Here is a 17,742-nt window from a genome sequence, read left to right as displayed (position 1 = left end):
TTCTTTCGTAAAAAAAGAATAAATCCTAGCAATTCACACTCATTCTTCAAAGCTCGTTGCTACAAATTCTTCCTTAGGAACTTGAGCAAAACTTGATTTTTCTTTATAAAAAACAAGCTCAACCGTGCCTGTAGGTCCATTTCTGTTTTTACCTACTATAAGTTCTGCTTTTTCTTCAAAAGGGTGTGGGATAAATTTCCTGACATATTCCTTGCCCTCAGCCTTTGCTTTATTTTCTCTTTCTTTTTCTTCTTGCTCTCTATACACTTCATCTCTATATACAAAAAGTATGGTATCTGCGTCTTGTTCTATGGCTCCACTTTCACGCAAATCACTAAGCATTGGGCGTTTATTTGCTCTACTTTCAAGGCTTCTGTTAAGCTGAGAAAGAGCGATAATAGGCATATCAAGCTCTCTTGCAAGAAGTTTTAAGCCTCTTGAAATTTCACTCACTTGCAAATGTCTATCTTTAAAGTCTGAATTACTCATCATCAAGCCTATATAATCCACCACGCAAAGCTTGATACTCTCATCGCTTGATTTTAGCCTTCTTAAAACAGCTCTAATATCCGTGATACTTGCATATCCACTATCATAAATATAAAAGTTTTTCTTTGAATACTCATCACAAGCATCACTCACCCTGCTCCACTCATCATCGTTTAAATCCGCAATCAAAAGCCTTTGAAGAGGAATGGAAGTTTTGGCTGAAAGTAATCTTTGCATGATCTGAGTAGCTGGCATTTCAAGAGAGAAAAACACCACACCTTGATCTTCTCTTAACGCCTTTTCGATGAAATTTAAACAAATCGTTGTTTTACCCATACCCGGTCTTGCTGCAACGATGATAAGATCACCATCTTTAAAGCCTTTTATCATTTTGTTTAAATCAGAAAAGCCCGTATCAAGCCCTAAAATTTCTCTGTGTTCGCTTTGCTTTTGCTTTTTAAACTCTTCCAAAAGCTCGCTTAAAACCACTTGCATATCTTTTATATCAGCACTATTAACGCGATTTGTAAGGTTAAAAATTTCTTTATTTAATTCATCAGTGATTTGTGATACGGCTTTGTTTGAGTTGATCTTTGAAGGTATGGTGTGAGCGAAATTTAAAAGCTGTCTTTTGATAGATTTTTCACGAAGCTCATGAGCGTATTTAACAACATCAACTATAGCTGTAGTAGAAAGCACTTCATTAAATACATTCTCATCAATCTTGCCGTGTTTTTTTACAAAACTTGAGCTGATAGGATCGTTTGCACTCACGCATGCTACAAAGGCTTTGAATATATCTTGATGAGGCTTAAAGCTAAAATCACTTGGCTCAATATCCCCAGCAATGCTCGCATAAGAATCCTCACTATACAAGCAAGAACTCAAAATCGCTCTTTCTAAATCCAAATCCACATTTTCGTCTATATTGTTTTTCATACACACCCTCTAAAAAGAGTAAATTTTAACAAAGAAAGCTTTAAAATCAGGATAAATTAATGAGTTTTTTAAGGTTTTTACGCTCAAAAAGGTGAAAACTCACCTTAAATAATACTCAATTTGCTCTTTTTTAAGCAAGCGAATAAGATTGCACGAGCCCTCAACACCGGTTGGAAAACCAGCTGTAAGGATATAAGTTTTATCTTTGTCGATAAATCCTTGTTTAAGGCTTGTATTTACCGCATCTTTTATAAGATCTGTTAAATCTCTCTTATCTCCATCAACAAGAACTGCAGCATTCACACCCCAAACTATACTTAAAAAATTCAAAGTTTTTTCACTATGTGCTGCAGCGATAATACTTGCATTTGGGCGATACCTTGCCATTTTAATGGCACTTTTTCCACTACTTGTAAGAGCAATAAGTGCATTAACATTTAAATCTCTTGCAAGATGAACGCTTGAACGCATCATAATATCTGTTTCATCAAAGTCATCAAAAATGCTAAATTTGTTGTAAGGATAGTTTTTTTCTGTCTCTATAATCGTTTTTGCCATGATATCTACAGCATTTGCCGGATCTATACCCACTGCACTTTCTTCGCTAAGCATTACCGCATCAGTGCCATCTAAAACAGCATTTGCGACATCTGAAATTTCAGCTCTTGTAGCATTTTTGGTTTTTGCTAAAGAAAAGAGCATTTGAGTGGCTGTGATGACGGGCTTGCTGGCTTGATTTGCTTTAAAGATGATTTGTTTTTGTATATTTGGGACTTTAAAATACGGCACTTCTATACCAAGATCGCCTCTTGCTACCATTATGCCATCGCTTGTTTTGATGATTTCATCGATATTTTCTACAGCGTCAAATTTTTCTATCTTGGCAAATATAGCTATTTTAGCATTGTTTTGTGCTAAAATTTGCTTTACTTCATCTATATCATGGGCATTTTGGACAAAAGATATAGCTAAAAAATCCACATTATTTTCAATCCCCCAAAGCAAATCGTCCTTATCTTTAGTCGTAATCACATCGATATTAATACGAGTATTTGGGAAATTTATACCCTTGTTTGAGCTTAAAAAGCCGTCATTTTCTATCACGCTTTCTACCTTATCATCGCTGATTTTTACAACTATAGCCCTAATGCTACCATCATAAAGATAGATATATTCGCCAATTTTAAGCATATCAAGAATTTCTGGGTGATTTATACCTAGTTTGTAATGATTTGGTGCTATTTTTTCGCCGATGATGTGTTCTTTATAAAAATCAAGCCTATCGCCACTTTTAAGCTCAAAAGGTTCTTTAAGCTCTAAGGTTCTTATCTTTGGTCCGCTGATATCTTGTAAAATTCCCACTCTTGCACCAAGTTCTTTAGCAACTTCTCGAATGGTGCTAAGGTTGTTTTGGTGGTATTCGTGCGTGCCATGCGAGAAATTAAGACGAAAAACATTTACCCCGTTGATGATCATTTGCTTTAATACTTCCTTGCTCTGGCTAGCTGGTCCAACGGTTGCGACAATCTTTGTTTTTTTAATCATCATTTCTCCTTGATTTTCTCATATCATAGCGTATTTTGGAAACAAAAAAGCTACACTAACTCGCTTTGAAATTTATCCTCATCAAACTTTGCACCCAAATACGTACACACGCTTAAAGCATCTTTTTTAGCATTGCCTAGGCAACTTGTTGCACCCGGACTTGGAGTCATGTTAAAGATAATGCCTTCTATATCATTGATACTTGCTTCGCCTAAAAGTAATTCACCTTTTGTTTTATCGATCACTTGAGGACGCACCCCACCAAAGCCATGAGCATAGTAAATATCCTCTGGTTTTAAGCTAGGTATGATTTTGCCTATCTTTTTGGCAAATAATTGTTTATTAAGCATTGGAATTTCATATAAATAATTATAAAATATATAATTTCTTACAACCTTATCCTTAAGCATATCAAGGCTTACTTTTGCAACCATTTTGTCAAATTTTAAGGCTTCAAAAAATTCAGGCATTGACTTTAAGCCTCTATATCGTTCAAGTTTTGGGATCACAAGTGCAGTAGGTCCAAAGCGGGTATTCATATCAGCCATGATATCTGGATCGCCATGCAAAGCCGCAAAAGGAAGTTTTGGATTTTGCACTGTATAAACCTTGCCATTTAAAAGCTTTTGTTTGGTTAAATAAAAGCTCCCAGCTACAGGCCAACAAGACTTATCAAGCCCAACGCCCATTTTATGTGCAAGATATAAGGAGTGCGCTCCGGCATTTACTACTATAGCTTTTGCTCTGTATTCTTGATAATCTTTGGTAAAAATATAAAAATAGCCATCTTTTTTCTCAAGTTTAATCACTTCTTGATTAAAGGCTACAAAGGTATTTTTATCCTCCTGTGTGGCGTTTTTTACCAAGCTTTCACTCATCTTACCAAAATCAATAGTCGTATAAGACTTGCCAGCTTCAGCACCCATAGCGACTATGTTTTCACTTCTATCTTTTATGCCATCTTTGCCAAGTACAACTTTTGGCTCAAGCTTTTTAAGCTGAGTTTTGTCAAAAAATTGTGCGTAAGGATACAAACTTTTAAATTCTTCATAACGATTTGTAAGATATTCGCACTCTTTATCGCCAACAGCAAGCACCATTTTTTGGTGTGAATATACAAAAAGATTGCCTTTTTCTTTTTCTTTAAGGGCATATTTTACCACCATATCAGCATTTGGCTTTACCTTAGCTGCTTTTTGGGCGCTATAATTTGTCTCTATATCTCCGCAATGAATGGTTTGAGAATTGCTCGTAGCCTTGCTATTAAGCGTTGCTGGGGCGTTGTATTTCTCAAGCAGTGCAATGTTTTTAATATCTGTATATCTTGCAAGCTCATAAAACAAAGCTGCACCTGAAATTCCAGCACCGATAACGATGACATCAAATTCTTTCATTTTTTTTCCTTATCATTTTTTTAATACAAAAGCTGCGGGTTTTCCTCAATAACCTTTTTCATTCCTCTAAATACAAGTAATTTATCATAAATCGCCTTTTCAAAAAAATTCGCCAAAAACTGCCCATCTCCACCGGTAAAATAAAGCTTTTGCTGGTGCGTAGCATTTTCTATAAGCAAGCAGATTCCTTTAAATACCCCATAGCTTAAAGCATCAATAGTTCGTTGCGGAAAGGCATCTAAGCGAAGTTGAGTGTTTAACTCGCATTTTAAACGTGGAGAAATTTCAGCATAAGCTTTTCTATAGCTTGCAATACCGGGCAGGATAAAGCCTCCTAAGTGCATACGATTTGACATTATATCTACACTTATAGCACTACCTGCATCAACGACTACACCATCTTCTATAGTATAACAAGCAGCGATTCTATCAATGCCTAAGCCCTTATAAATAGTGTCAAATTTAAAATAAGGCTCAAGATTGACAAAATGAGCTTTTTGTCTTATAAGCTCTTTAAGCCTATCATTAACGCTGATATAAAAAACCTTCTTTTCACTTTGAAAATTTACAAACTCATCAAGGCTAAGGCTGTGGTATTTATTATCATCTAAAAAGCTCGCACTTGAGTTGCCTATATCACACAAAAGCATAGTGTTTTATCTGCCTTTCATCAAGTAGCTTTTTTGCTTTTGAGCATAAAGGCGCTTTGATAAAAATAATACAATTTTGAATGTGTTGATAATGCTGGATAAGTTTTAATTTAAGTTCAAATAAAAACAAAGCATCTTTGCAAACAAATCTTGCCTGAGCTGAGTTTGAAAAAACAAGGGTATCTTCATCTTTAAACTCGCTTGCTAAAGCACAGCGATATACTCTTTTTTTACTTAGCTGGCTTAAATCGATACTTTTTATATACTTAAGCCCCAAGTAATCACAAAATTCTTCTATCATAACAAATCTAAAATTTTATTAGAATAATAAAATCTACCTTCCTTCATAAAAGCTTTCTCATCAACCGCACCTTTAAGCCTATAAACTTTCACATTTTCAAGGTTTAAATCACTTTTTATCAAATAGCCGGTTTTTTCAAAAACATATAAGTGCTTATTATATATTTCACTCTCATTATAAATCGCGAATTTAAATTTTTTTTCAACAAGCTTTTGTAAAGTCAAATCTGTTTTGATAATGTTACCATTTTTCGCAAAGATAAAAATAAAATCGTCCGCAAAATCCACATTCTTAATATCTTCATCTAAAGAATAAGTATTTTCAGCACTTACCACAACGATCTTTTTTGCTGTGGCAGCGATCATTTTATCGTGAAAAATTTCAAAATAAATGATGTTATTAAAAAAATCCTCACTGCTTACAACTACGCTTCTGATGATCTTTTGCGTGCTTTTATCAACGATATTAAGCTTGCCATCTAAACTTGGATATACGATAATGCTTGATAAAAAATACGGTGCTACAACGCGTGAATCTTGTGCAAGTGCTGGGGTTAAAGCTTGACTCATTTTTATACCTAAACTTCGGTTGGCTAAAATAAGCGTATTATCAGCCAAAACAAGAGCCAAATCATCACCTTCTAAAGCCACACTTAAAACAGCAGCACTAAACTTATGCGTATAAAGCTCTTCGCCTGCTTCATCAATAATCTTTAAATTTCCGTTCGCATCTGCAATGACAAACTCGCCTGCTTCATATTTTAAAAGCTCATAACCTTTTTCAAGCTTGAAATTTTCAATGACGCCGTTTGTGTCAAGAACTTGATTGTTGCGTAATTTTGCATAATTTAAATTTTTATCTATAATGCTTGATCTTAGTTTTTCATCATAGCTTAATTTTGCCTCTATACTTTCTGGTTCAAAATACTGCCGCTTCGTTCCACAAGCCGTAAAGAACAAAATAAAACTTAAAGCTAAAAGAAAGCTTTTCATTGCTTTATGCCTTTATAGTGCTTAAAATTATTTGCCAATCCTCTTAGCTCAGAAGTCGTTGGAATTTGAGCAAGCAAAAGCTGAGCTTGTTCTATCTTGCCCTCTTCAAGCAATTCAAAAGCTTGTAAAAGCTTGTTATAATTTCTTAAAAAAGTGCTATTATTTAAATCTGATTTTAAAATCGAGATTAACAAAGGATCAAGCTTTAGTTTTTCAAGCTCTGTAAATCTTGTGTCAAAATCACTCATATCTTTTTCATGGGCGAGTAAAAACAAAGCATATAAATTTGCGTTTTTTTCTTTAAGCAAGTCAAGATTTTGGGTATTGTTTGGATCTTGCATTAAATTTGCATAAATTTCATTATTTGCTTTTGTGTTTTTTTCATGAATCACCCCACTTGCATAATCATAAACAAAATAAACCACCAACGCAAGTACTAAAGCCAGGATATAATACTTGTATTTTTTAAAAAATCGTTCGCCTTTAATGAAGTTTTCGATCATCTGTTCTTCGGTGCTTAAACCCGTTTTGATCGCTTTTATATCATCTTTTAAAGCCATATTTTTCCTTTAAACTTAAAAATAAAACATAATTGTAGCATTAAAAAATTACAAATATCCTAAAATTTTGATAATTTTGTGCTATAATTATAAGGAAAATATTGATTTAGGTTTGCTTATGAAAATAGATAATGAATTGCTCCATAAACTTGAAAAGCTCAGTGCCTTAGAAATAGCAACTGAAAAACAAAATGAAACCATAGAACAACTGAGCGAGATCGTAAGCTTTGTTGAAATTTTAAACGAACTTGAACTTGATTCTATACAAGGCACAACAAGCGTAATCGAAGCTGCAACGCCTTTTAGACAAGATGAAGTAAAGTCTTCACAAGTTATTGATGCAGTGTTTGCACACGCTCCATCATGTCAAGATGGCTTTTTTATAGTGCCAAAAATTATAGAATAATAGAGGGATAAATGAGTCATATTTATTGGTTTGATGTATTTATCATTGCTTTTACCATTATCTTAGGACTTAAGGGTATTGTTAATGGACTTGTAAAAGAATTTTTTGGGCTTTTGGGTGTTGTGGGTGGCGTGCTTGTCGCATCAAGATACTCTCAAGAAGCAGCTGCTTTTATCGATAAAAGCTTTTATCAAATTCAAAATCAAGACTTAGCCGTTTTCATTGGCTTTTTAGCAGTTTTACTTATCTTTTGGATACTTTGTCTGATTATAGGAAGTGTGGTATCAAAGCTGATTAAACTCAGTGGCTTAGGAATTTTAGACCGAATAGGAGGGTTTCTTTTTGGAAGTGCGAAAGTTTTTTTGATTTTTGCAATCTTGCTTTTTTGTATCGGCAGGATAGATTTTCTAGATCAAAACTTACGCAAATTTACTCAAGGAAGCTATACTTTACCTTTGCTTGAACAAACCGGTGCTTTTATCATGAATGCACCTTCAGTAAAAGCAGGTATTGAAAGTGTAAGTCAAAGTTTTGACACCAATGATACAAAAACAAACTAATTAAGGAGAAAAACAATGTTTATCGAAAACATAGAGTATGATGCTTTGCTCGAGAAATTTAAAAAGATTTTGAAAGAAAGCGGACTTAAATACACAAGACAAAGAGAAGTTGTATTAAAAATTCTCTATCATAGTGATATGCACTACACACCTGAAGCTCTATATATGGAAGTAAAAGCCAAAGAACCGGATTTAAATATCGGCATAGCAACGGTTTATAGAACCTTAAATTTACTTGAAGAAGCCGAAATTGTTACTTCCATCTCTTTTGGTACAGCTGGAAAGAAATTTGAACTTGCTAACAAACCTCACCACGATCACCTTATCTGTAAAAATTGTGGCAAAATAGTCGAATTTGAAAATCCAACCGTAGAAAGACAACAAGCACTCATTGCCAAAGAGCATAAATTTAAACTCACTGGACATTTAATGCAGCTTTATGGAATTTGTGAGGATTGCAACCAAAACAAAGTGAAATTTTAATGTTTGATAATGTTTTAGAACAACAAAGGATAGCTAAGGCTGAAGAGCTACGAAAAAATGGGGTCAATCCTTATCCTCACTTTCTTAAAAAAGAGTTGAATATAAGCGAGTTTAAAGAAAAATTTGCTTATGTTAAAGAAAGCGAAGAAGGCAGAGATGAGAACCAAAAAGTCGTAATAAGCGGTCGTTTAAAGCTTTTAAGGATAGCTGGAAAGTCTGTTTTTGCTCACATAGAAGATGAGCTTGATCGCATTCAAATTTATTTTAATAAAGATGGCTTGGGTGAAGAGTATTATAATCTTATCAAAAAAAACCTTGAAGTAGGCGATATAATCCTTGTTAAAGGCTATCCTTTTGTGACTAAAACTGGCGAGTTTAGCTTGCATGTTGATACGCTAGAGCTTGCTGCTAAGGCTATCACGCCTTTACCTGAGAAATTTCATGGCTTAACTGATATAGAGCAAAGATACCGCAAAAGATACCTTGATATGATTATGAATGCTGAAGTAAGAAAAGACTTTATCTTGCGTTCAAAAATCATCTCTTTAATCCGCCATTTTTTTGAAAACAAAGGCTTTTTGGAGGTTGAAACCCCTATGATGCACCCTATTGCTGGTGGGGCAAATGCAAAGCCTTTTATCACTCATCATAATGCCTTAGGTGTAGATCGTTTTTTAAGAATAGCGCCTGAACTTTATCTAAAAAGACTTGTTGTAGGGGGATTTGAGGCTGTTTTTGAGATCAATCGTTGTTTTAGAAATGAGGGCATGGATCTTACGCACAATCCTGAGTTTACTTCCATAGAGTTTTACTGGGCGTATCATAATTACGAGGATTTGATGAATCTAACTGAAGAGCTTTTTGCTTTACTTTTAAAAGAGCTAAATTTAAGCACTAAGCTTGAGTATGATGAGCAAATTATCGACTTTTCAAAGCCTTTTGAGAGGATAAGCTATAAAGAAGCCTTGAAAAAATATGGCAATTTAGATGAAACCCTCATTAATGATAAGGAAAAAATTCTAGCCAAACTTAAACAAGATGGCTTTGAAGCCAATGAAAAGCTTGATTTAGGCTATTTACAAGCTGAGCTTTTTGATCATTATGTAGAAAGTAAGCTCATCAATCCAACCTTTATCACGCATTTTCCAATCTCTATAAGCCCACTTTCAAGAAGAAGTGATGAAGACGCACAAATTGCTGAAAGGTTTGAGCTTTTCGTCGCTGGTAAAGAATTTGCCAATGGCTTTAATGAGCTTAATGATCCTTTGGATCAATATGAGAGATTTTTAAAACAAATAGAAGCAAAAAAAGCAGGTGATGATGAGGCTTGCGAGATGGACGAGGATTTTGTGCAGGCTTTAGGCTATGCTATGCCACCAACAGCTGGGCAGGGTATAGGCATAGATAGGCTTGTTATGCTTTTAAGCAACAAAAAATCAATACGCGATGTCATACTTTTCCCAGCTATGCGTCCTTTAAAAACAGAAATCAAGGAGTAAAAATGAGTTTAGAGCAATTTGACAAAGAAATTTTTGATCTTACCAATAAAGAACTTACTAGGCAATGTGATCATCTTGAGATGATAGCTAGTGAGAATTTTACCCTCCCTGAAGTTATGGAGGTTATGGGTAGCATACTTACTAACAAATACGCTGAGGGTTATCCTGGCAAGCGTTATTATGGGGGTTGTGAATTTGTTGATGAGATAGAAAACATAGCTATAGAGCGTTGCAAAAAGCTTTTTAATTGTCAGTATGCAAATGTGCAGCCAAACTCAGGCTCACAAGCAAATCAAGGCGTGTATATGGCACTGCTTCAACCTGGCGATAAGATTTTAGGTATGGACTTAAGCCATGGCGGACACCTTACACATGGGGCTAAGGTAAGTTCATCTGGCAAGGTTTATGAGAGCTTTTTTTATGGCGTTGAACTTGATGGGCGTATAAATTATGAAAAAGTAAGAGAAATCGCTCACATAGTAAAGCCTAAGATGATAGTATGCGGTGCAAGTGCGTATGCAAGGGTGATTGACTTTGCTAAATTTAGAGAGATTGCTGATGAGGTTGGGGCGTATTTATTTGCTGATATAGCTCATATTGCTGGGCTTGTTGTAGGTGGGGTTCATCCAAGTCCTTTTCCTCACGCTCATGTAGTAAGCTCAACTACGCACAAAACCTTAAGAGGTCCAAGAGGCGGTATTATCATGACAAATGATGAAGAGCTCGCTAAAAAGATAAACTCAGCCATTTTCCCAGGCATTCAAGGTGGCCCTTTAATGCATGTTATCGCTGCAAAAGCAGTAGGCTTTAAGTTTAATCTTAGTCCTGAGTGGAAAGTATATGCCGAACAAATCATTAAAAATGCAAAAAAATTAGCCCAAGTACTCATGGCAAGAAAATATAAAATCGTAAGTGATGGCACAGATAATCACCTTGTATTAATGAGCTTTTTAGATCGTGAGTTTAGCGGAAAAGACGCTGATATAGCACTTGGAAATGCTGGCATTACAGCAAATAAAAACACAGTTCCAGGCGAAAAAAGAAGTCCATTTATCACATCTGGCTTAAGACTTGGCACTCCAGCACTTACAGCAAGGGGCTTTAAAGAGCAAGAAATTCAGCTTGTAGGAGAAAAAATCGCTGATGTTTTAGATGACATTAACAACACCGCCTTACAAGCTAAGGTAAAACAAGAGCTTAAAGAACTAGCTCATCAATTTATCATCTATACAAAGGCTATGTTTTGATTGCTATGAGTGATTTATCGCTGATTAAGATGATTAGCGATCATTATTTTATAAAACGGGATAAGATAATCAATAAATTTGAACATCGGGGTAGATATTTTTTCAATAAATTTGAAAGAATTAATGCTCCTTTAACTTCAAATTTAATCAAAGAACATATGGAAGGCAAGATTATCATTGCTCACGATCTCATCACGAGAGATAATCATGTCGAAAATATAGTCTTTGATTACAATGGTTTTAATGCTGAAAAATTTTGGCATAGAGCCCAACTCATCTTAAGAGAGCAAGGCTTTATTAATTTTACAGCTTACAAAACAAAAACGCCTGGGCATTTGCATCTTTATGTGCATAAAGGGCATACAACCTTTACAGAAGGTTGCCAGCTTGCTTCAAAGCTTTCTTCGCTTTTTGCAAGCAAAATGCCAACTGAATGGAGGGCATTTCCAAATTTAAATATGCCAAAAGAATACAATATTATGATCTTACCTTATGAAGTATATCGCAAAGAACGCGGTTCTTCATGGTCTAGACATATGTAAAAGGAGCAAAAATATGGAGAATAAAAATAGTTTTGATGATCTCATCTTGGATAAAAACAACAAAAGCGAAAAGATTAAAAAAATCCTGCTTCGTGTTATCGCCCTTGTTATCTTGTTTTTGATTGTAATGATAGTGATGAAGCTCATTAACAGCGATGAAAGCACGAACCAAGCGCAAAATTCTCAAAGTATCTTTCCGAGCGAACCAAGCAACGAACAAAGTCCAAATACTTTTGATCAAATTCCAATCAGCTCTTCAACCATAGAAGATGATCAATTTCAAGCTTTAAGAGATAGAATGCAAGGACTTGAACAAAACGAAAGTGCTGGCAATGAAGCCAATCAAAGCTTTGCAATGCCACCTTTAGAAGAACCTAGAGTAGAAATTCCAACTACCCTGCCACAAGAACCAGTCCAAACGACAGCAAAGCCCTCTGCCGAAGAGAAAAAGCCAACACCACCAAGCAAAACCCAATCAAGCCCTACAACTACAACAAAGCCAAAAACTGAGCCAAAACCAGCAGCTACTGACCCTAAAGACTTATTTGATGATGTAAAAACCACAGCAAATGATGACAAACTTAGTGCTGGGACTTATATACAAATTTTTTCAGTGTCTAAGTTTGATCCAAAGTCAAAAGAACTTGCCCTCATCAAGCAAAATGGCTATGAATATAAGCTTTATAAAACAAAAGTCAATAATAACGATGTAACAAGAGTGCTTATAGGACCTTTCTCAAAAGATGAACTTAGCGCCGAACTTAGCAAGATCAGGGAAAAGATCAAAAAAGACGCCTTTACTTTCCAAGTAAAATGAAATGTCTTTTAGCTGTCATTGGCGATCCTATCGTGCATTCAAAGTCCCCTAGAATGCACAACAACGCCATTAAAGCTTTAAAGCTTGATGGCTTGTATCTTCGCTATCATTTGCGTGATAAAAATGAACTAAAAAATACACTTTTTGCTTTAGGGCTTTATGGAGCAAATATCACCTTACCCTTTAAAGAAGAAGCTTTAAAAATCGCTGATTTTAAGGATGAACTTGCTTTAAAAATAGGTTCAGCCAATACTCTACTTATCAAAGAAAAGCAAATTTATGCTTATAATACCGATGGCTTAGGCTTTTTAAAGGCTATAGAAAATTTCACAACTATAAAAAAAGCTTTGATTTTAGGAGCTGGTGGCACAGCTAAGGCTTTAGCCTTTATACTTGATCAAAAAGGCGTTGAAGTGTGCGTTGCGAATCGCTCAAAAGAAAAATTACTTCATTTTCAAAACTATGAAAACTATACTTATGACAAACTCAAAGTGCAAGAATACGATCTTATCATCAATACTACTTCAGCTGGACTTAAAGATGAGAATTTACCTTGCGAAGTAAATTTACTTAACGAACTTTGCAAAAAAGCTCGATATGCTTTTGAGGTGATTTATGGCAAGCAAACACCCTTTTTACAGCTTTGCAAACACAACAAACTCGAATGCAAAGACGGACTTGATATGCTTTTATGGCAAGGTATTTTTGCTTTTAAACTCTTTTTTGATTTAAAAGACGAGACTAAAGATGCAAGCATAATCAAAGCCATGAAAGAAGCTCTTTTACTATAATCAAAACTTATAAATTTAGTTTTTTAGCTAAAAATTTACTTTTAAAAAGCTCTTAGGTAAGAAAAATTTTTAGATATGTTAAAAATGCGAAAATATGCATGAGGCACAAAAATATAAAATTAAAAGGTAAATAAATTACATTTCTCTTGTGTTTATTTTTTACACGCTTGAAAATAAATTATCAAAATTAAACTAAAATTAATAAATCTTATCTTATCATTAGCTTAATCAAATAAAAACCAAAAGGGGTCAAAATGACTTTTAAAGAACTAGAAGCTCGTTTGAAAGAGCTTGAAAGTCTGCCTTCTATGAAAGGAAATTCTTCTATACCCAAAGCTTTAGAAGAAGCTGGATTTTCAAGAAGAGATTTTATGAAATGGGCTGGGGCAATGACAGCATTTTTAGCTTTGCCTGCAAGCTTTACGCCTATGGTCGCAAGGGCTGCAGAGCTTACTGATCGCGTGCCTGTTATATGGCTGCATATGGCTGAATGCACAGGTTGTAGCGAAAGCTTACTAAGAAGCGATACACCAACTATTGATAGTCTTATTTTTGACTATATCTCTTTAGAATACCATGAAACGGTTATGGCAGCTTCTGGTTGGCAAGCTGAAGAGAATTTAGAATCAGCCATTGAAAAATACAAAGGGAATTATTTTTTAATGGTTGAGGGTGGAATTCCAGTTGGAGAAACTGAAAACTATCTTACTATAGGAGCTCACGCTAAAACGGGCAGACAAATCGCTACTGAAGCCTGTAATAACGCCAAAGCTATCCTTGCTATAGGTACTTGTTCAAGCTTTGGTGGCATTCAAGCAGCCCACCCAAATCCAAGCAACGCTAAACCTTTACACAAAATCACAAACAAAGAAGTGATTAATGTCCCGGGCTGTCCGCCAAGTGAAAAAAATATAGTTGGCAATGTGCTTCAGTTTTTACTCTTTGGCAAACCAGCTCTTGATGTGTATAATCGTCCAAAATGGGCTTATGGCTTAAGAATTCACGATCTTTGCGAAAGAAGGGGGCATTTTGATGCGGGTGAATTTGTCGAGCATTTTGGTGATGAGGGAGCAAAGAATGGATATTGTTTATATAAAGTAGGTTGCAAAGGACCTTATACTTTTAATAATTGCTCAAGAGAAAGATTTAACCAGCACACTTCTTGGCCTATTCAAGCAGGACATGGTTGCATAGGTTGTTCTGAGCCAAATTTCTGGGATACTATGCAACCTTTTGAAAAACCTTTAGCAAGCCACCAATTTAACAGCGTATTTGGTGGTTTGGGTTCTGATGCTATGGCTGATAAAATCGGCATTGGCGTGCTTTGTCTTACAGGCGTAGCTATAGCTGCTCACGCTGCAATTGCAACTATGAAAAAAGGAAATGAGGAATAAAATATGAGTCAAAAAATTATCGTAGATCCTATCACAAGAATAGAAGGACACCTTAGAGTTGAAGTTGTCGTTGATGAAAATAATGTCGTTAAAGAAGCCTACTCAGGCTCAACTTTGTGGCGTGGTATAGAAGTTATCGTTAAAGGACGCGATCCAAGAGATGCTGGCTTTTTAACCCAAAGAATCTGTGGGGTTTGCACTTTTTCTCATTATAAAGCAGGCATTGTAGCAGTTGAAAACGCTCTTGGTATTACTCCTCCTCTTAATGCACTTTTAACGAGGACATTGATGAACTCAGCCCTCTTTTTACACGATCACATAGTGCATTTTTATCAATTGCACGCGCTTGATTGGGTAGATATAGTTTCAGCCTTAAGTGCTGATGTGAAAAAAGCAAGTGATTTGGCTTTTACTTTTACTCCAAATCCTTATGCAACTGGAGCTGATAAACTCCTAGAAGTGCAAAAAAGAGTAAAAACCTTTGTGGATAAGGGCAATCTTGGACCTTTTGCAAATGCGTATTATGGACACCCGACTTATCGCTTAAGTCCAGAAGAAAACCTTATCGCACTCTCTCATTATCTTGAGTGCTTAAGGGTGCAAAGGATTATCGCTCAATGTATGGCTATTTTTGGTGCTAAAAATCCACACCCTCAAAGCTTAACAGTTGGCGGTGTAACTTGTGTTATGGATCTTTTAAGTCCAGCTAGAATGGGCGAGTATTTAGAAAAATTCAAAGAAGTGGCTGACTTTGTAAATCGTGCGTATTATCCGGATTTAATCATGGCTGGTAAAAAATACGCCACAGAAGCAAGCGTGGTTAATGATGTGGGCGTGCCAAATTTATTTACTTTCCAAGAATTTCAACTTGGAGCAAATGAATGGCTCTTTGAAAGCGGTATCATCAAAAATGGCGATTTAAGCAAGGTTTATGAGGTAGAAGAAGATAAGATCACTGAAGAAGCAACGCATTCTTGGTATAAAAATGACGCTCCACTTCATCCTTATGATGGCGAAACTGAGCCAAATTATACCGGACTTGTTGATGGTGAGAGCATAGATCATCATGGCAAAGTTGTTAAAACAAAGAATTTTAACACAGCAGGTAAATACAGCTGGATCAAAGCACCAAGATATGATGGTGAGGCTATGCAAGTAGGACCTTTGGCAAATATAGCTGTAAATTATGTCAAAGGTAATAAATATGTCGTGCCAGTTGTTGATGAGTTCTTAAAGGTAACAGGGCTTCCTATAACAGCCGTTTTAAGCACACTTGGAAGAACTGCAACTCGTTGTATAGAAGCAAAAGTTATCGCTGATAATGCTCTTACAGCATTTAACAACTTGGTTGAAAATTTAAAAACAGATCAAAGTACTTGCGCGCCTTATGTTATCGATCCAAACAAAGAGTATAAAGGACGATATATGGGGCATGTACCAAGAGGAACTTTATCTCATTGGTGCAGGATTAAAAACGGCGTGATTGAAAACTGGCAAGCTGTAGTGCCAAGCACTTGGAATGCTTCTCCAAAAGACAGCAAAGGCAAAGGCGGAAGCTATGAAGAATGCCTCATAGGGCTTAAAATAGCCGATGTCAAACAACCGCTTGAAATCATACGCAAAATTCACTCCTACGATCCTTGTATAGCGTGTGCTGTGCATGTTATGGATACTAAAGGCAATAATTTAAGCGAATACAAAGTCAGCGTAAATGTCTAAGGAGCTTCACATGAAAGAAAAAATTGCACTAAATAGCCTAAGGGCTGATCTTGACGGACAGCCTCGTCGCACTGAGTATGAATTTAGCATAGGACTTCGTGCTACGCATTGGCTTAGAGCTATTAGCATAGTGATTTTAGTAGGCACAGGCTTTTACCTTTCTTATGTGTTTCAAAGCCCTATAAGCAATGCAGAGCCAACAAATTTTATGCAGGCAAAATACCGCTTTGTACATGAAGTTGCTGGCTTTATCTTGCTTGCTTGTATACTTTTTAAGGTATATTTGTTCTTCTTTGATAGGATCAGTCACAAAGAACGCGTCAGTCTTAAAGATACGCTTAGCCCAAAAGTATGGATAGAACAGCTTAAATTCTATCTTTTTATAGGCAAACATCCACATTTAAAAGGTTGTTATAATCCTTTGCAGTTTGCAACTTATACTTTTTTTTATGCAGTTATGTTTGGTATCATTATCACAGGGCTTATTTTGTATGTGCATGTATATCATGACGGACTTGGCGGCTTTTTGTATGGCATACTTCGCCCTATAGAAGCTATGCTTGGTGGATTAGCTGAAGTTCGTACTTACCATAGGCTTTTAATGTGGGTTATTATTGTTTTTGTGCCTATACACATTTATATGGCTGTGTTTAACTCGCTTAAAGGTAAAGATGGTAGTTTAGATGCTATATTTAGTGGCTACAAATACATAAGAGACGATCAAAGATTTTAATGCGTTATCTTGTACTTGGTATAGGCAATATCATGTTTGCCGATGAGGGCGTGGGGGTGCATTTTGCAAAGCTTATGCAAAAAAACTACGCCTTTCATCACCCAAATGCAAGCCTTGAATTTATGGATGGAGGCACCTTAGCCTTTCAGCTTAGCTACATACTTGCAAGCTATGATAGGCTTATCATTATAGATTGCTTAGAAGCTGATGATGCAAATATAGGCGATGTGTTTTTCTTTCCTTATTCAGCCATGCCAAAAAAAATCTCTTGGAGTGGAAGCGCTCATGAGATAGAAATGCTTCAAACTCTGCAGTTTATGGAGCTAAACGGGGATTTGCCCCAAACTCAAATTCTAGCTGTGATACCAAAACGCATAGAACCTATGAGCTTTGAGCTTTCAAGCGAGCTTTTAAAAGCCATACCTCTCATGCAAAAAACTTTACTTGAATACCTTAGCAAAGAAGGCTTTAGTTACGAAAAAATAAATGATTTTTCTATACAAGAACTTGCTGAAATTTCATATAAAAACCCCTAAACCACACCCGCTTATTTTTAATATAAGCTTAAATTTAATACTTTTTTAAAAAATGAAATTAAGAGAAAAATAATTTATTATGTAAAAATTTAAACCAAGAAAATTAGATTTTACTAAATTTTGTGGATTGGTTGTTAAGCTTGAG

The 17,742-nt window shown here is 35.6% G+C and carries 19 protein-coding genes; 12 read left to right on the top strand and 7 right to left on the bottom strand.

Annotated elements, in window-relative coordinates; all coding sequences use genetic code 11:
* Positions 1 to 39 precede the first annotated feature (39 nt).
* The 7 genes from CQA38_RS01040 to CQA38_RS01010 form a co-directional block, all read right to left on the bottom strand.
* Positions 40 to 1,428 carry a replicative DNA helicase gene (locus tag CQA38_RS01040; RefSeq protein WP_137632152.1) on the bottom strand — a complete coding sequence of 463 codons (1,389 nt, stop codon included), beginning with the start codon at positions 1,426 to 1,428 and terminating at the stop codon, positions 40 to 42.
* A gap of 99 nt (positions 1,429 to 1,527) precedes the next feature.
* A complete protein-coding gene (pyk, locus tag CQA38_RS01035) occupies positions 1,528 to 2,973 on the bottom strand; it encodes a pyruvate kinase (RefSeq protein ID WP_137632151.1) in 1,446 nt (481 codons plus the stop codon).
* A gap of 50 nt (positions 2,974 to 3,023) precedes the next feature.
* Positions 3,024 to 4,367 carry an FAD-dependent oxidoreductase gene (locus tag CQA38_RS01030; protein ID WP_137632150.1) on the bottom strand — a complete coding sequence of 448 codons (1,344 nt, stop codon included), beginning with the start codon at positions 4,365 to 4,367 and terminating at the stop codon, positions 3,024 to 3,026.
* A 20-nt stretch (positions 4,368 to 4,387) separates the two neighbouring features.
* Positions 4,388 to 5,017 carry a type III pantothenate kinase gene (locus tag CQA38_RS01025; RefSeq protein WP_137632149.1) on the bottom strand — a complete coding sequence of 210 codons (630 nt, stop codon included), beginning with the start codon at positions 5,015 to 5,017 and terminating at the stop codon, positions 4,388 to 4,390.
* Entirely contained in the window at positions 5,004 to 5,318 is a 315-nt protein-coding gene (locus CQA38_RS01020; RefSeq protein ID WP_170999453.1) for a hypothetical protein, read from the bottom strand. The genes CQA38_RS01025 and CQA38_RS01020 overlap by 14 nt, the downstream gene beginning before the upstream one ends.
* Positions 5,315 to 6,310 carry a hypothetical protein gene (locus CQA38_RS01015; RefSeq protein WP_137632148.1) on the bottom strand — a complete coding sequence of 332 codons (996 nt, stop codon included), beginning with the start codon at positions 6,308 to 6,310 and terminating at the stop codon, positions 5,315 to 5,317. Before CQA38_RS01015 ends, CQA38_RS01020 begins: the two co-directional genes overlap by 4 nt.
* Positions 6,307 to 6,870, bottom strand: a complete 564-nt coding sequence (locus CQA38_RS01010; RefSeq protein ID WP_137632147.1) for a hypothetical protein — start codon at positions 6,868 to 6,870, stop codon at positions 6,307 to 6,309. The genes CQA38_RS01015 and CQA38_RS01010 overlap by 4 nt, the downstream gene beginning before the upstream one ends.
* Before the next feature lie 118 nt (positions 6,871 to 6,988).
* Between CQA38_RS01010 and gatC the strand changes: the two genes are divergently transcribed.
* The 12 genes from gatC to CQA38_RS00950 all read left to right on the top strand — a co-directional run bounded on the left by gatC (position 6,989) and on the right by CQA38_RS00950 (position 17,597).
* A complete protein-coding gene (gene gatC / locus CQA38_RS01005) occupies positions 6,989 to 7,276 on the top strand; it encodes an Asp-tRNA(Asn)/Glu-tRNA(Gln) amidotransferase subunit GatC (RefSeq protein WP_137632146.1) in 288 nt (95 codons plus the stop codon).
* An 11-nt stretch (positions 7,277 to 7,287) separates the two neighbouring features.
* The gene (locus CQA38_RS01000) at positions 7,288 to 7,836 is read left to right on the top strand and encodes a CvpA family protein (RefSeq protein ID WP_137632145.1); all 549 of its coding nucleotides are present in this window, start codon (positions 7,288 to 7,290) and stop codon (positions 7,834 to 7,836) included.
* Positions 7,837 to 7,851: 15 nt separating this feature from the next.
* Entirely contained in the window at positions 7,852 to 8,319 is a 468-nt protein-coding gene (locus CQA38_RS00995; protein ID WP_137632144.1) for a Fur family transcriptional regulator, read from the top strand.
* Positions 8,319 to 9,818, top strand: a complete 1,500-nt coding sequence (lysS, locus tag CQA38_RS00990) for a lysine--tRNA ligase (protein ID WP_137632300.1) — start codon at positions 8,319 to 8,321, stop codon at positions 9,816 to 9,818. The genes CQA38_RS00995 and lysS overlap by 1 nt, the downstream gene beginning before the upstream one ends.
* Positions 9,819 to 9,820: 2 nt before the next feature.
* On the top strand, positions 9,821 to 11,065 hold the full coding sequence (locus CQA38_RS00985) for a serine hydroxymethyltransferase (RefSeq protein ID WP_137632143.1): 1,245 nt from the start codon (positions 9,821 to 9,823) through the stop codon (positions 11,063 to 11,065).
* Positions 11,062 to 11,607 (top strand): DUF1882 domain-containing protein, encoded by a 546-nt coding sequence (locus CQA38_RS00980; RefSeq protein WP_137632142.1) that lies wholly within the window; start codon positions 11,062 to 11,064, stop codon positions 11,605 to 11,607. Before CQA38_RS00985 ends, CQA38_RS00980 begins: the two co-directional genes overlap by 4 nt.
* 13 nt (positions 11,608 to 11,620) lie before the next feature.
* On the top strand, positions 11,621 to 12,424 hold the full coding sequence (locus tag CQA38_RS00975; RefSeq protein WP_137632141.1) for an SPOR domain-containing protein: 804 nt from the start codon (positions 11,621 to 11,623) through the stop codon (positions 12,422 to 12,424).
* Complete coding sequence (locus CQA38_RS00970; RefSeq protein ID WP_137632140.1) at positions 12,421 to 13,215, top strand: shikimate dehydrogenase; 795 nt, start codon at positions 12,421 to 12,423, stop codon at positions 13,213 to 13,215. Before CQA38_RS00975 ends, CQA38_RS00970 begins: the two co-directional genes overlap by 4 nt.
* Before the next feature lie 254 nt (positions 13,216 to 13,469).
* Positions 13,470 to 14,609, top strand: coding sequence for a hydrogenase small subunit (locus CQA38_RS00965; protein WP_137632139.1), 1,140 nt, complete (start codon positions 13,470 to 13,472; stop codon positions 14,607 to 14,609).
* 3 nt (positions 14,610 to 14,612) lie between these two features.
* Positions 14,613 to 16,328, top strand: a complete 1,716-nt coding sequence (locus CQA38_RS00960) for a nickel-dependent hydrogenase large subunit (RefSeq protein ID WP_137632138.1) — start codon at positions 14,613 to 14,615, stop codon at positions 16,326 to 16,328.
* 10 nt (positions 16,329 to 16,338) lie between these two features.
* Positions 16,339 to 17,061, top strand: a complete 723-nt coding sequence (gene cybH, locus CQA38_RS00955) for a Ni/Fe-hydrogenase, b-type cytochrome subunit (protein WP_238386846.1) — start codon at positions 16,339 to 16,341, stop codon at positions 17,059 to 17,061.
* Positions 17,061 to 17,597: a HyaD/HybD family hydrogenase maturation endopeptidase gene (locus tag CQA38_RS00950; protein ID WP_137632136.1), complete on the top strand. Its 537-nt coding sequence runs from the start codon at positions 17,061 to 17,063 to the stop codon at positions 17,595 to 17,597. The genes cybH and CQA38_RS00950 overlap by 1 nt, the downstream gene beginning before the upstream one ends.
* The last annotated feature ends 145 nt before the right edge of the window (positions 17,598 to 17,742 follow it).

The organism is Campylobacter sp. MIT 12-5580 (genome assembly GCF_005406235.1).
GTDB lineage: Bacteria > Campylobacterota > Campylobacteria > Campylobacterales > Campylobacteraceae > Campylobacter_D.
This window is presented reverse-complemented; position numbering and strand designations above follow the sequence as displayed.

Bases quoted from the DNA above. Each gene is read 5' to 3' on its own strand.
- CQA38_RS00985 (WP_137632143.1), top strand. From the start codon at position 9,821: ATGAGTTTAGAGCAATTTGACAAAGAAATTTTTGATCTTACCAATAAA.
- pyk (WP_137632151.1), bottom strand. From the start codon at position 2,973: ATGATTAAAAAAACAAAGATTGTCGCAACCGTTGGACCAGCTAGCCAG.
- cybH (WP_238386846.1), top strand. From the start codon at position 16,339: ATGAAAGAAAAAATTGCACTAAATAGCCTAAGGGCTGATCTTGACGGA.
- CQA38_RS00970 (WP_137632140.1), top strand. From the start codon at position 12,421: ATGAAATGTCTTTTAGCTGTCATTGGCGATCCTATCGTGCATTCAAAG.
- CQA38_RS01025 (WP_137632149.1), bottom strand. From the start codon at position 5,017: ATGCTTTTGTGTGATATAGGCAACTCAAGTGCGAGCTTTTTAGATGAT.
- CQA38_RS00960 (WP_137632138.1), top strand. From the start codon at position 14,613: ATGAGTCAAAAAATTATCGTAGATCCTATCACAAGAATAGAAGGACAC.
- CQA38_RS00995 (WP_137632144.1), top strand. From the start codon at position 7,852: ATGTTTATCGAAAACATAGAGTATGATGCTTTGCTCGAGAAATTTAAA.
- CQA38_RS01015 (WP_137632148.1), bottom strand. From the start codon at position 6,310: ATGAAAAGCTTTCTTTTAGCTTTAAGTTTTATTTTGTTCTTTACGGCT.
- CQA38_RS01040 (WP_137632152.1), bottom strand. From the start codon at position 1,428: ATGAAAAACAATATAGACGAAAATGTGGATTTGGATTTAGAAAGAGCG.
- CQA38_RS00975 (WP_137632141.1), top strand. From the start codon at position 11,621: ATGGAGAATAAAAATAGTTTTGATGATCTCATCTTGGATAAAAACAAC.
- CQA38_RS01000 (WP_137632145.1), top strand. From the start codon at position 7,288: ATGAGTCATATTTATTGGTTTGATGTATTTATCATTGCTTTTACCATT.
- gatC (WP_137632146.1), top strand. From the start codon at position 6,989: ATGAAAATAGATAATGAATTGCTCCATAAACTTGAAAAGCTCAGTGCC.
- CQA38_RS01030 (WP_137632150.1), bottom strand. From the start codon at position 4,367: ATGAAAGAATTTGATGTCATCGTTATCGGTGCTGGAATTTCAGGTGCA.
- lysS (WP_137632300.1), top strand. From the start codon at position 8,319: ATGTTTGATAATGTTTTAGAACAACAAAGGATAGCTAAGGCTGAAGAG.
- CQA38_RS00965 (WP_137632139.1), top strand. From the start codon at position 13,470: ATGACTTTTAAAGAACTAGAAGCTCGTTTGAAAGAGCTTGAAAGTCTG.
- CQA38_RS01010 (WP_137632147.1), bottom strand. From the start codon at position 6,870: ATGGCTTTAAAAGATGATATAAAAGCGATCAAAACGGGTTTAAGCACC.
- CQA38_RS00950 (WP_137632136.1), top strand. From the start codon at position 17,061: ATGCGTTATCTTGTACTTGGTATAGGCAATATCATGTTTGCCGATGAG.
- CQA38_RS01020 (WP_170999453.1), bottom strand. From the start codon at position 5,318: ATGATAGAAGAATTTTGTGATTACTTGGGGCTTAAGTATATAAAAAGT.